This window comes from Streptomyces finlayi, assembly GCF_014216315.1.
GTDB lineage: Bacteria > Actinomycetota > Actinomycetes > Streptomycetales > Streptomycetaceae > Streptomyces > Streptomyces finlayi_A.
Map to the genome: position 1 here is coordinate 4,836,274 of NZ_CP045702.1, position 13,718 is coordinate 4,849,991.

The window sequence follows — 13,718 nt, forward strand, 5'->3', positions numbered from 1 at the left end:
ACGCCGCGAGGTAATCCGCTCAGGCGAGAGCGCGGGCGATTTCCGCCATGAGCGGCTCGCGCAGCTCCGGGGCATCGACGCGCTCCAGCCGGACGTTCGTGCAGCCGACCCAGGACGCCGCTTCCACCAGGGCCTGGGCCATCGGCGTCACGGCCTTCCGGCTCAGGAGGGACACCTGCCTGGCGACCAGCGTCGACCCCTCACGGGCCGGGTCGACCCGGCCCTGAAGCCTGCCTCCGGCCAGCAGCGGCATCGCGAAGTACCCATGGACCCGCTTCGGCTTGGGGACGTACGCCTCCAGGCGGTGGGTGAAACCGAAAATCCGCTCCGTGCGTGCCCGTTCCCAGATCAGCGAGTCGAAGGGTGAGAGCAGCGTCGTGCGGTGCCGTCCGCGTGGCTCCGATGCCAGCGCCTCCGGGTCGGCCCAGGCCGGCTTGGTCCAGCCCTCCACCGATACCGGCACCAGACCCGAGTCGGCCACCACGGCGTCGAACTGCTCGCCCTTGAGCCGGTGGTAGTCCGCGATGTCGGTCCGGGTGCCGACTCCCAGCGACCGGCCCGCCAGGGCCACCAGTCGGCGGTGGCACTCCGCGTCGTCGAGGTCGTCGTGGAGGAGGGCGTCCGGGATGGCACGCTCGGCGAGATCGTAGACGCGCTTCCAGCCGCGCCGCTCGGCGCAGACCACCTCGCCGTGCATCAGCGCCCGCTCGACGGCCACCTTCGAGGCGGACCAGTCCCACCACTCGCCGCCGTTCTTCGCGCCGCCCAGTTCCGTGGCGGTCAGCGGGCCCTCCGTGCGCAGCTGCTTGATCACCGTCTCGTACGCCCCGTCGGGCAGGTCCTGGTACCAGTGCGGACGGGCGCGGTAGGCGCGGCGGCGGAACGCGAAGTGGGGCCACTCCTCGACCGGCAGGACGCAGGCGGCGTGCGACCAGTACTCGAAGGACCGGCCGCCCGACCAGTACGCCTCCTCGACGGTGCGACGGTCGACGGCACCGAGACGGGCGTACGGGACGAGTTCGTGCGATCTGGCCAGCACCGAGATCGTGTCGAGCTGTACGGCTCCGAGGTGGCGCAGCACGCCCGGCACGCCTGCCCGGCGGTCCGGGGCGCCCAGGAAACCCTGTGCGCGCAGGGCGATCCGGCGGGCCTGGTCGGCGGAGAGCTCCACGGTGGGAAGCGGTACGGGCGTCATGGACCGAACCCTAGAGCGGTGCACTGACAGCCGGGCCCGGATGAGCGAAAGGCATCCGTATCCGGTGGTCAGCGGGGCGCGGGTACATCAGCGGGGCGCCGGTACATACGGGTGGCTGCCGGGCAGGCCCAGGTCCGAGGGCAGCAGGGCGCCGATCCAGACATCGCGGCGTACGCCCTTGTTCAGCAGCGCCGACCGCTGCTCGCCCTCCATCCGGAAGCCGGCCCGTCGGGCGACCGACCGCGAGGGGGTGTTGCCGACCTCGGCCCGCCACTCCAGCCGGTCCGCGCCGAGGGAGGTGAACGACCAGTGGGCGGACGCCAGCACGGCCTCCGTCATGTAGCCGCGGCCCCGGTGTTCCTTGCCGGTCCAGAAGCCCACCTCGTACGTCCCGGGCAGAACACGCTGGTTGACGCCGAGGGCGCCGACGAGCAGGCCGCTGTCCCGCAGCACCACCGCGAAGTTGTACATCGAGTCGTCCTGCCAGCCCCTGGGCGACAGCGCGGCCGTGAAGATCTCCGCGTCGGATCTCGCGTACGGGGAAGGGGCCACCGTCCAGCGCTGGATGTCATGGTCCTGGCAGGCCGTGTGGACGCCGTCCGCGTCGTCCGGTGCGAAGGGACGCAGGACGAGGCGTTCGGTGGTGAGAGTGATCGGCTCCATGGAGGGATTGTGGTGAGGAGCGGCCACTTGTGCGAGCGTTTTTGCCGCATCCCGGCACCTTAGTGGCCTTCCGTCCGTTGTTCTGTGAGGGTGCGGCGAGGTCCACGCGGCAGCAGCCCTCCCGACGCGGTGGGGTCCTCGCTTACGATGGCCGTTGCGGTGGGGCCCACCTGCCGTGCCCGCGCCAGAGTCCATTACACGACCCAGTGCCAGGCCCGACCGGCAAGGAGACCAGCCTCAGTGTCCGTCTTCAACAAGCTCATGCGTGCAGGCGAAGGCAAGATCCTGCGCAAACTGCACCGCATCGCGGACCAGGTCAGCTCCATCGAAGAGGACTTCGTCAACCTCTCCGACGCCGAGCTGCGGGCGCTCACCGACGAGTACAAGGAACGGTACGCGGACGGCGAGAGCCTGGACGACCTGCTTCCCGAAGCGTTCGCGACCGTCCGTGAGGCGGCCAAGCGCGTCCTCGGACAGCGCCACTACGACGTACAGATGATGGGCGGAGCCGCCCTGCACCTCGGCTACGTCGCCGAGATGAAGACCGGTGAGGGCAAGACCCTCGTCGGCACCCTGCCCGCGTATCTCAACGCGCTCTCCGGCAAGGGTGTTCATCTGATCACGGTCAATGACTACCTGGCCGAGCGTGACTCCGAGATGATGGGCCGGGTCCACAAGTTCCTCGGCCTGTCCGTCGGCTGCATCGTCGCGAACATGACTCCGGCCCAGCGCCGTGAGCAGTACGCCTACGACATCACGTACGGCACCAACAACGAGTTCGGCTTCGACTACCTCCGCGACAACATGGCGTGGTCCCAGGACGAGCTCGTCCAGCGCGGCCACAACTTCGCCATCGTCGACGAGGTCGACTCCATCCTGGTCGACGAGGCCCGTACGCCGCTGATCATCTCCGGCCCGGCCGACCAGGCCACCAAGTGGTACGGCGACTTCGCCAAGCTGGTGACGCGCCTCACCAGGGGTGAGGCGGGCAACCCGCTGAAGGGCGTCGAGGAGACCGGCGACTACGAGGTCGACGAGAAGAAGCGCACCGTGGCCATCCATGAGTCCGGTGTCGCGAAGGTCGAGGACTGGCTCGGTATCGACAACCTCTACGAGTCGGTGAACACACCGCTCGTCGGTTACCTCAACAACGCGATCAAGGCCAAGGAACTCTTCAAGAAGGACAAGGACTACGTCGTCGTCGACGGCGAAGTCATGATCGTCGACGAGCACACCGGCCGTATGCTCGCCGGCCGCCGGTACAACGAGGGCATGCACCAGGCCATCGAGGCGAAGGAAGGGGTGGACATCAAGGACGAGAACCAGACGCTCGCCACGATCACCCTCCAGAACTTCTTCCGCCTCTACGGCAAGCTCTCCGGCATGACCGGTACGGCGATGACCGAGGCCGCCGAGTTCCACCAGATCTACAAGCTGGGCGTCGTGCCGATCCCGACGAACCGGCCGATGGTCCGGGCCGACCAGTCGGACCTGATCTACCGCACCGAGGTCGCGAAGTTCGCCGCCGTGGTCGACGACATCGCCGAGAAGCACGAGAAGGGCCAGCCGATCCTGGTCGGCACCACCTCGGTCGAGAAGTCCGAGTACCTCTCGCAGCAGCTCTCCAAGCGCGGGGTCCAGCACGAGGTGCTCAACGCCAAGCAGCACGACCGTGAGGCGACGATCGTCGCCCAGGCCGGCCGCAAGGGCGCTGTCACGGTCGCGACGAACATGGCCGGCCGAGGCACCGACATCAAGCTCGGCGGCAACCCCGACGACCTCGCCGAGGCGGAGCTGCGCCAGCGCGGACTCGACCCGGTCGAGCACGTCGAGGAGTGGGCGGCGGCACTGCCCGCGGCGCTGGAGAAGGCCGAGCTCGCGGTGAAGGCCGAGTTCGAAGAGGTCAAGGACCTCGGCGGGCTGTATGTGCTCGGCACGGAGCGGCACGAGTCGCGGCGTATCGACAACCAGCTGCGCGGCCGTTCCGGCCGTCAGGGTGACCCGGGCGAGTCCCGCTTCTACCTGTCGCTGGGCGACGACCTGATGCGGCTGTTCAAGGCGCAGATGGTCGAGCGCGTGATGTCGATGGCCAACGTGCCGGACGACGTGCCGATCGAGAACAAGATGGTGACCCGGGCGATCGCGTCGGCACAGTCGCAGGTCGAGCAGCAGAACTTCGAGACGCGTAAGAACGTCCTGAAGTACGACGAGGTGCTCAACCGGCAGCGCGAGGTCATCTACGGGGAGCGCCGCCGCGTCCTGGAGGGCGAGGACCTGCAGGACCAGATCCGTCACTTCATGGACGACACGATCGACGACTACATCCGGCAGGAGACCGCCGAGGGCTTCGCCGAGGAGTGGGACCTGGACCGGCTGTGGGGCGCGTTCAAGCAGCTCTACCCGGTGAAGGTCACGGTCGAGGAGCTGGAGGAGGCCGCCGGGGATCTGGCCGGGGTCACCGCGGAGTTCATCGCCCAGTCCGTCAAGGACGACATCCACGAGCAGTACGAGGAGCGGGAGAAGACTCTCGGCTCGGACATCATGCGCGAGCTGGAGCGTCGCGTGGTGCTGTCCGTCCTGGACCGCAAGTGGCGTGAGCACCTCTACGAGATGGACTATCTCCAGGAGGGCATCGGTCTGCGGGCCATGGCGCAGAAGGACCCGCTGGTCGAGTACCAGCGCGAGGGCTTCGACATGTTCAACGCCATGATGGAGGGGATCAAGGAGGAGTCCGTCGGCTACCTGTTCAACCTGGAGGTCCAGGTCGAGCAGCAGGTCGAGGAGGTCCCGGTGCAGGACGCCGCCGAGCGGACCTCGCTCTCCAAGGACGGGGCGCCCGTCGCGGCGGTCTCCCGTCCGGAGATCCGGGCCAAGGGCCTGGACGCGCCGCAGCGGCCCGACCGGCTGCACTTCTCCGCTCCCACGGTGGACGGCGAGGGCGGTGTCGTCGAGGGCGACTTCACCAACGGCGACAGTGCGCGCTCCGAGGCGGACGGCATGACGCGTGCCGAGCGCCGCAAGGCGCAGAAGGGCGGCAGCACCGGTGGCGGCGGCGGCCGTCGTCGCAAGAAGTAGCACGCGGCGTCGAGGGCGCGGCGGTACCGGGGTATCGCCGCCGTCCGCCGCACGGCTGGGGCCGGGCACCTTCCGGGTGTCCGGCCCCAGCCGTTTCCGTGTCGCGGGGTCCTTCGTGGCGCCCGCCGCGGGGTCTGTGGCGCGGTGGGTCACGGGGTCCGTCGTGCGGTTTCCGCTCATCGGCTTCCTGCTCCGATCAGCGGCCGTGGGGGGTGGGCCTCGCGTGCGGGACGGGCTCGCCGCCGAGTTCCACCGCCGCGCAGCGCCAGCGGAGGTCGGTGCCCCGTTCCAGGCGGAAGGCCATGGCGCGGACCCGGTCGCCCGCGGCGATGCTGGCGAAGGCCTCGACGACCCCGGTGGCGGGCTGGGCGCCGTGGCAGTGCCGCAGGACCGGCCGGACGCCTTCCGCGCCGAACGGGCTGCTGGGTGCGAGCTCGGCGAGCTGGTCGTACGCCTCGCCGATGGTGTGACCGAGCATCCAGTGCACCGGGCGCCGGCCGCTGAGGACGGCGAGCAGGCGTTCGGCGAACCACTGGTGCGGGTGGGGGTGCCGCGCGGTCCGTTGCCGGACCTGCTGCGGGGGTACGGTTCCGGGCCTCCGCTGATCGCGTCGTGCGGCGGGCCTGGTCTTGTCCATGCTCATGCTCATCGCCCCCGTGCTGTTCCGTGCCCGGAGGAATACCGGGCAGTAACTTCTGTTGCGGATCTTCTACGGGGGAGTCGGGTGGCGCCGCAAGCCGGGAAAGCGACCCGGCCCGGATGCCCGGAGATCACCTATCCGGGTGTCGGGGCCTGTGCCGCAAGGGCACGGTGAGGGTGAGGGGCCGTTGCGGGGTGGACGAACGGGGGCTGCTCAAGGACCCCAACGAGGGACCTCCCACGTATCCTGGGAACGTCTCCGACTACGAAAGCGGCCAGCCATGCGTGTGTACGTCCCCCTGACCCTCTCCGGTCTCGCTGCGGCGCACAGGGCGGGCGAAGTCGGGCCTGGGCCACTGACCGCTTATGCGGTGACCCCGGCACTGCGTGAGTGGTACGTCTCCGACGACATCGAGGAACTGGAGTACGCGGCGCTCAGCCGGGCCGCTTCCGCTTCGCTGCGCGTGATCGCCGGGAGCCCCGACGAGCCCCGGCGCAGGGTCGTCGTCGCGGTCGACGTACCGGACGGGACGGCGGTCGCCGACCCCGGTCACGGCCTGGACGGCGCCTCGCTCGGCGAGGTGCGGATCGCGGGCGCCGTGGCGCTGGCCAAGGCCGCGGCCGTGCACGTGGACGCCGACGACGCCGAGAAGGACGTGGCGGCCGCCGCGGCGGCGCTGGGAGCGGCGGACCTCGGTGACGACGACGCACAGTTCACGGTGGACGGGGCCGAGGACCACGAGCTGCTGTGGTTCGGCATCCAGGAGATCCCGAACCTGATCGGCTGACTGTCGGACCCGGCAGGTACTTTCTTCCGCATGGCGACGTCAGGGAATCACGAAGTACATCTGGTCTGGGACTGGAACGGCACGCTGCTCGACGACATCACGGCCGTCATCGGTGCGGCGAACGCCGCGTTCGCCGAGGTCGACCTCGCGCCGGTCACGCTGGAGCAGTACCGCGAGATGTACTGCGTGCCGATTCCCCGCTTCTACGAGCGGCTGCTCGGGCGGCTGCCCACCGAGGCGGAGTGGGAGCGGATGGACGGCATCTTCCATCGCCACTACACCGAGCAGCGGGTCGGCTGCCGGCTCACCCAGGGCGTCGAGGATCTGCTGTCGCAGTGGCGGCTGGCGGGGCGCAGCCAGTCCCTGCTGAGCATGTACGGACACGAGGAGCTGGTTCCCGTGGTGCGGGGGTACGGCATCGAGCCGCACTTCGTGCGGGTCGACGGCCGCACGGGGCCGTCGGGGGGCAGCAAGGCGCTGCACATGGAGCGGCACTTCGCCGCTCTGGACGGGATATCCCCGCAGCGGTCGGTGGTCATCGGCGACGCGGTGGACGACGCGGTGGCGGCGGCGCATGTGGGTGCGCGGGCGGTGCTCTATACCGGCGGGTCGCACAGCAGGGCCAGCCTGGAGGCGGCTGGGGTGCCTGTGGTGGACAGCCTGAGCGAGGCGGTGTCGCTCGCGGAGCGGATGATGGGGTGAGTGGGGGCGGGGGCCTGGCTTCGGGCTCGGGCTCGGGGTCGGTCAGGGATGCGTGGCCTTGCGGCCTCGCTTCATCCTCAATCGCCGGACGGGCTTGATCCTGGCCGCGCTCTGTCCCTGGCGGTCGGGATGATCGCGGCTCGGCCCGTCCTCGGTCGCCGGACGGCTTGATCTGCCGAGGTGCGTGAGTGTCAGGGCTGGGGGGCTGTGGTGCGGAGCACTTTCAGGAACGCGCGCATCCAGGCCGAGTGGTCCGGCCAGGCGCGGGAGGAGACGAGGGCGCCGTCCACGACCGCTTCGGTGTCGTGGAACACCGCGCCGGCCGTTCGCATGTCCGGTTCCAGCGCGGGGTACGCGGTGACTTCGCGGCCGGACAGGACACCCGTGGCCGCGGTGATCAGCGGACCGTGACAGATCTGGGCGACCGGCCGGTCGGAGTCGAAGAACGCCTGGACGATCTTGCGGAGCTCGGCGTCGTTGCGCAGATACTCGGGGGCCCGGCCGCCCGGGATCACCAGGGCCACGTAGAAGCCGGGGTCGACGTCCGCGAAGGCGAGGTCGGCGGGCCAGGTGTAGCCGGGCTTCTCGGTGTACGTGTCGAAGCCGGGCTCGAAATCGTGGACCACGAAGCGGAGCGTCTTGCGTTCGGGGGCCGCGATGTCGACCTCGTACCCCTCCTCGCGCAGCCGCTGGTACGGGTAGAGGACCTCGAGGGACTCGGCCGCGTCGCCGGTGATGATCAGGATCTTCGCTGCCATGACTGGGCTCCCACACGTCGAAGGGTGTCGAAGGGGCGCCGCAGGGCAGGTGCCGGAAGGCGGATGCCGTGCGACCCGGACAGCCTGCCGGTTGGCACACGGTTCGCCAGGACGGCACGACGCACTGTCCAAAGTGTCAAAGTTGGGACCCATCTTTTGTACACATACGGCTCATGACGGTGACGGGGGCAAGGACGATAGCCTGGTGCCGTGATCAGCGCGATACGCCTCGGGGGCAGCGAAGCCCCCGGCCTGCGCCCGGAGTGCCATAGTGCCCGGGCGATCCGCGCTCTCCGTACCCCGGACCGCCTGCCAGAAATGGCCAATAGGGTCCCGGGTATCTCTCATTGCGGCATAGCGTCGAGGCGGACCGGATACCCCGTGTCGAGGCGGTACGCCGTATTTTTCACCTACGTCACGCAACGGCGCGCGACAGGAGCCAGAGGACATGCAGACCAAGCTGGACGAAGCCAAGGCCGAGCTGCTCGCACGAGCCGCCGAGGTAGCTGACAACAGCCCGGGCGGTGGTGTCGGTGGCCCAGGGCATACCCCTCGGGTGCATGTTGCCGGGACTGGGACCGGTACCGGACAGGGGAAGCGCCCGAGCGAGGGCGCCCTGCTCGCCTATCTCCAGCGCTACTACCTGCACACGGCTCCGGAGGACATCAGCGGGCGTGACCCGGACGATGTCTTCGGTGCTGCTTCTTCCCACTACCGGCTCGCCGCAGAGCGGCCCCAGGGTACGGCGAACGTCCGGGTGCACACCCCGACCGTCGAGGAGAACGGCTGGACGTCCAGCCACTCCGTGGTCGAAGTCGTCACGGACGACATGCCGTTCCTGGTCGACTCCGTCACCAACGAACTGTCCCGCCAGGGGCGTGGCATCCATGTCGTGATCCACCCGCAGATCATCGTCCGCCGCGATGTCACCGGGAAGCTCATCGAGATCCTCACCGACGTCAACGGCGCCGGCCCGGCCCCGAAGGGCCGTAAGAACGCCAAGGGCGCCAAGGACGACAAGGCGGAACTGCCGCACGACGCGCTCGTCGAGTCCTGGATCCACGTCGAGATCGACCGTGAGTCCGACCGCGCCGACCTCAAGCAGATCACCGCCGACCTGCTGCGTGTCCTGTCCGACGTACGGGAGACCGTCGAGGACTGGGGGAAGATGCGCGACGCCGCTCTGCGCATCGCCGACGACCTTCCCGGTGAGCCCCTGGACGACCTCGCCGACGAAGAGGTCGACGAGGCCCGCGAGCTGCTGCGCTGGCTCGCCGCAGACCACTTCACCTTCCTCGGCTACCGCGAGTACGAACTGCAGGACAGCGACTCGCTCACCGCCGTCCCCGGCACCGGCCTCGGCATCCTGCGCGCCGACCCGCACCACACCGGCGAGGAGGCCCACCCGGTCTCCCCGTCCTTCGACCGGCTGCCCGCCGACGTCCGGGCCAAGGCCCGTGAGCACAAGCTGCTCGTCCTGACGAAGGCCAACAGCCGGGCGACCGTGCACCGCCCCAGCTACCTCGACTACGTCGGAGTGAAGAGGTTCGACGCCGACGGCAACGTCATCGGCGAGCGCCGCTTCCTCGGACTGTTCTCCTCCGCTGCGTACACCGAGTCCGTGCGCCGGGTGCCCGTCGTCCGCCGCAAGGTCGCCGAGGTACTCGAGGGCGCGGGCTTCTCGTACAACAGCCATGACGGCCGCGACCTGCTCCAGATCCTGGAGACGTACCCGCGCGACGAGCTCTTCCAGACGCCGCCCGACCAGCTGCGCTCCATCGTCACCTCCGTGCTCTACCTCCAGGAGCGCCGCCGACTGCGGCTGTACCTGCGCCAGGACGAGTACGGGCGCTACTACTCCGCGATCGTCTACCTGCCGCGCGACCGCTACACCACCGGTGTGCGCCTGCGGCTCATCGACATCCTCAAGGAGGAGCTGGGCGGCACCAACGTCGACTTCACCGCCTGGAACACCGAGTCGATCCTCTCCCGGCTGCACTTCGTCATCCGGGTCCCGCCGGGCACGGAACTGTCGCACCTCACCGACGCCGACACCGACCGCATCGAGGGACGGCTCGTCGAGGCCGCCCGCTCCTGGGCCGACGGCTTCCAGGAGGCGCTGAACGCCGAATGCGGCGAGGAGCGCGCGGCCGAGCTGATGCGCCGCTACGGACACTCCTTTCCGGAGGGTTACAAGGCCGACCACTCGCCGCGCGCGGCCGTCGCCGACCTGGTGCACGTCGAGGCGCTCCAGCGGGGCGAGAAGGACTTCGCGCTCAGCCTCTACGAGCCCGTCGGGGCCGTCGCCCGCGAGCGACGCTTCAAGATCTACCGGAGCGGCGAGCAGGTCTCCCTCTCGGCCGTCCTCCCGGTGCTCCAGAGGCTCGGCGTCGAGGTCGTCGACGAGCGTCCGTACGAACTGCGCTGCGCCGACCGTACGAGCGCCTGGATCTACGACTTCGGGCTGCGTATGCCGCAGACTGGCGGCGACTACCTCGCCGACGACGCCCGGGACCGCTTCCAGGAAGCCTTCTCGGCCTCCTGGACGGGTGAGGCCGAGAACGACGGCTTCAACTCCCTCGTGCTGCGCGCCGGTCTCAACTGGCGCCAGGCCGTGGTGCTGCGCGCCTACGCGAAGTACCTGCGCCAGGCGGGGTCGACCTTCAGCCAGGACTACATGGAGGACACCCTCCTCAACAACGTCCACACCACCCGGCTGCTGATCTCCCTCTTCGAAGCGCGGATGTCGCCCGAGCGGCAGCGGGCCGGCACGGAGCTGACCGACGGGCTCCTGGAGGAGCTCGACGGCGCGCTCGACCAGGTCGCCTCGCTCGACGAGGACCGCATCCTGCGGTCCTTCCTCACCGTCATCAAGGCCACGCTGCGCACCAACTTCTTCCAGAAGACGCAGAGCGGCCGGCCGCACGGATACGTGTCGATGAAGTTCGACCCGCAGGCCATTCCGGACCTCCCCGCGCCGCGCCCGGCGTTCGAGATCTGGGTGTACTCGCCGCGCGTCGAAGGCGTGCACCTGCGCTTCGGCAAGGTCGCCCGCGGTGGTCTGCGGTGGTCGGACCGGCGGGAGGACTTCCGTACGGAGATCCTCGGCCTGGTCAAGGCGCAGATGGTGAAGAACACCGTCATCGTGCCGGTCGGCGCCAAGGGCGGCTTCGTCGCCAAGCAGCTCCCGGACCCGGCCGTCGACCGTGACGCCTGGCTGGCCGAGGGCATCGCCGCGTACAAGATGTTCATCTCCGCTCTGCTCGACATCACCGACAACATGGTGGTCGGCGAGGTCGTGCCGCCCGCCGACGTCGTGCGCCACGACGAGGACGACACCTATCTCGTCGTCGCCGCAGACAAGGGCACGGCTAGCTTCTCCGACATCGCCAACGACGTCGCCGTCGCGTACGGCTTCTGGCTCGGTGACGCCTTCGCCTCCGGCGGCTCCGCCGGTTACGACCACAAGGGCATGGGCATCACGGCCCGCGGCGCCTGGGAGTCCGTCAAGCGGCACTTCCGCGAACTCGGCCACGACACCCAGACGCAGGACTTCACCGTCGTCGGCGTCGGCGACATGTCCGGTGACGTGTTCGGCAACGGCATGCTGCTCTCCGAGCACATCCGGCTGGTCGCGGCCTTCGACCACCGGCACATCTTCATCGACCCGAAGCCGGACGCCGCGACCTCGTACGCCGAGCGGCGCCGCCTCTTCGACCTGCCGCGCAGCTCCTGGGCCGACTACAGCAAGGAACTGCTGTCCACGGGCGGTGGCATCCACTCGCGCGACGCCAAGTCGATCCCGATCAACGCCCATGTCCGTGAGGCGCTCGGCATCGAGTCGGGGGTCACGAAGATGACGCCCGCCGAGCTGATGCAGAACATCCTCAAGGCCGACGTCGACCTCCTGTGGAACGGCGGCATCGGTACGTACATCAAGTCGTCCTCCGAGTCGAACACGGACGTCGGCGACAAGGCCAACGACGCGATCCGGGTCAACGGCGAGGACCTGCGGGCCAAGGTCGTCGGTGAGGGCGGCAATCTCGGTGCGACCCAGCTCGGCCGGATCGAGTTCGCCCGAAACGGCGGCCGGATCAACACCGACGCGATCGACAACAGCGCCGGTGTGGACACCTCCGACCACGAGGTGAACATCAAGATCCTGCTCAACGGGCTCGTCCGCGACGGTGACATGACCGTCAAGCAGCGCAACAAGCTGCTCGCCGAGATGACCGACGAGGTCGGCCAGCTGGTGCTGCGCAACAACTACGCGCAGAACACCGCGCTCGCCAACGCCAGTGCGCAGGCGCCGTCCCTGCTCCACGCCCAGCAGCGCTTCATGCGCCGGCTGGGCCGCGACGGGCACCTGGACCGCGCCCTGGAGTTCCTGCCCAACGACCGGCAGATCCGCGAACTCCTCAACTCCGGCAAGGGACTCAGTCAGCCCGAGTTGTCCGTGCTGCTCGCGTACACCAAGATCACGGCCGCCGACGAGCTGATCTCCACCAGCCTGCCGGACGACCCGCATCTGCAGAAGCTGGTGCACGCGTACTTCCCGCAACAGCTGCGGGAGCGCTACCCGGACGCCATCGACGGGCACGCGCTGCGTCGCGAGATCATCACGACGGTGCTGGTCAACGACACGGTGAACACCGGTGGTTCGACCTTCCTGCACCGGCTCAGGGAAGAGACCGGAGCGTCGATCGAGGAGATCGTGCGGGCGCAGGCCGCGGCGCGCGAGATCTTCGGCCTGGCCGAGGTGTGGGACGCCGTCGAGGCGCTCGACAACCAGGTCGACGCGGATGTCCTCACCCGTATCCGGCTGCACTCGCGGCGCCTCGTCGAGCGTGGCTCGCGCTGGCTGCTCGGTAACCGGCCGCAGCCCGTCCGGATCGCCGAGACGATCGAGTTCTTCCGGGACGGGGTGGAGCAGGTCTGGGGCCAGCTGCCCAAGATGCTCATGGGTGCGGACCAGGACTGGTACCAGTCGATCCGGGAAGAGCTCACCTCGGTGGGTGTCCCGGACGAGCTGGCGACGCGGGTCGCCGGATTCTCCTCCGCCTTCCCGGCGCTGGACATCGTGGCGATCGCGGAGCGCACGGGCAAGGACCCGTTGGCGGTCGCGGAGGTCTACTACGACCTGGCCGACCGGCTGCGGATCACCCAGCTGATGGACCGGATCATCGAGCTGCCGCGGGCCGACCGCTGGCAGTCCATGGCCCGCGCGTCCATCCGCGAGGACCTGTACGCGGCGCATGCCGCGCTCACGGCGGATGTGCTGGCCGTGGGGAACGGGTCGTCGACGCCGGAGGAGCGGTTCGCGGCGTGGGAGGAGAAGAACGCGGCGATTCTGGCCCGGTCCCGGTCCACGCTGGATGAGATCCAGGGCTCGGACTCGTTCGATCTGGCGAATCTGTCGGTGGCCATGCGGACGATGCGGACGTTGTTGCGGACGCACGCGTAGGTCGGGGCGGGGGTGGGCGCCCGGTCCACCTTTTGTCCTCAATCGCCGGACGGGCTGGTTCTGCCGTCCGGCGATTGAGGTGCGGGTTACAGATTGTCCTCAATCGCCGGACGGGCTGGGGGTGGCTGCCGGGCCGTCCATGCGGAGCGTGCCCGCTTCCAGCCACAGCCCTGCGCCACCCCGTCGCCTCGCAGGTCATCCCCGATCTGCTCGTCGAGGCGGCGCGCAACCCGGAGATCTCCGACGCGATCAAGGCCGCGCTGCTCGACCAGCAACAGGGCGTGGCCGCCGTCGGGCAGCGATCCCGACCGGGCCCTGGACCTGATCGTCGGTCCGCTGTACTGGCGCCTGGCCGTCGTCCGCGGGGATCTGCCCAAGGGCTACCTGGACGACCTCGCGGCCTCGGCGGTCGCCGCGCTCCGGCAGAACTGATC

At 69.3% G+C, this 13,718-nt stretch carries 8 protein-coding genes and 1 pseudogene; 5 read left to right on the top strand and 4 right to left on the bottom strand.

Features of this window, described 5'->3' with window-relative positions; translation table 11 throughout:
- Positions 1–19 precede the first annotated feature (19 nt).
- Positions 20–1,195: a winged helix-turn-helix domain-containing protein gene (locus F0344_RS22345; protein ID WP_185300497.1), complete on the bottom strand. Its 1,176-nt coding sequence runs from the start codon at positions 1,193–1,195 to the stop codon at positions 20–22.
- A gap of 87 nt (positions 1,196–1,282) precedes the next feature.
- A complete protein-coding gene (locus F0344_RS22350) occupies positions 1,283–1,858 on the bottom strand; it encodes a GNAT family N-acetyltransferase (RefSeq protein WP_185300498.1) in 576 nt (191 codons plus the stop codon).
- A 240-nt stretch (positions 1,859–2,098) separates the two neighbouring features.
- Between F0344_RS22350 and secA the strand changes: the two genes are divergently transcribed.
- The gene (gene secA, locus F0344_RS22355; protein WP_185300499.1) at positions 2,099–4,933 is read left to right on the top strand and encodes a preprotein translocase subunit SecA; all 2,835 of its coding nucleotides are present in this window, start codon (positions 2,099–2,101) and stop codon (positions 4,931–4,933) included.
- A 196-nt stretch (positions 4,934–5,129) separates the two neighbouring features.
- Here secA and F0344_RS22360 read toward each other — a convergent pair whose 3' ends face one another.
- On the bottom strand, positions 5,130–5,576 hold the full coding sequence (locus F0344_RS22360) for an Rv3235 family protein (RefSeq protein ID WP_185302830.1): 447 nt from the start codon (positions 5,574–5,576) through the stop codon (positions 5,130–5,132).
- 277 nt (positions 5,577–5,853) lie between these two features.
- Here F0344_RS22360 and F0344_RS22365 point away from each other — a divergent pair, with 277 nt between their 5' ends.
- Positions 5,854–6,360 (top strand): DUF6912 family protein, encoded by a 507-nt coding sequence (locus F0344_RS22365; protein ID WP_185300500.1) that lies wholly within the window; start codon positions 5,854–5,856, stop codon positions 6,358–6,360.
- 30 nt (positions 6,361–6,390) lie between these two features.
- Positions 6,391–7,062, top strand: a complete 672-nt coding sequence (locus tag F0344_RS22370; RefSeq protein ID WP_185300501.1) for an HAD family hydrolase — start codon at positions 6,391–6,393, stop codon at positions 7,060–7,062.
- 191 nt (positions 7,063–7,253) lie between these two features.
- On the opposite strand, the gene F0344_RS22375 is transcribed toward F0344_RS22370, so the two are convergent.
- Positions 7,254–7,820, bottom strand: coding sequence for a DJ-1/PfpI family protein (locus F0344_RS22375; protein WP_185300502.1), 567 nt, complete (start codon positions 7,818–7,820; stop codon positions 7,254–7,256).
- 448 nt (positions 7,821–8,268) lie between these two features.
- Between F0344_RS22375 and F0344_RS22380 the strand changes: the two genes are divergently transcribed.
- Both F0344_RS22380 and F0344_RS36015 read left to right on the top strand, forming a co-directional pair.
- Positions 8,269–13,284, top strand: a complete 5,016-nt coding sequence (locus F0344_RS22380; protein WP_185300503.1) for an NAD-glutamate dehydrogenase — start codon at positions 8,269–8,271, stop codon at positions 13,282–13,284.
- Between the two features lie 32 nt (positions 13,285–13,316).
- A pseudogene (locus tag F0344_RS36015) lies at positions 13,317–13,716 on the top strand (TetR-like C-terminal domain-containing protein); the annotation flags it as partial.
- Between the last annotated feature and the right edge of the window lie 2 nt (positions 13,717–13,718).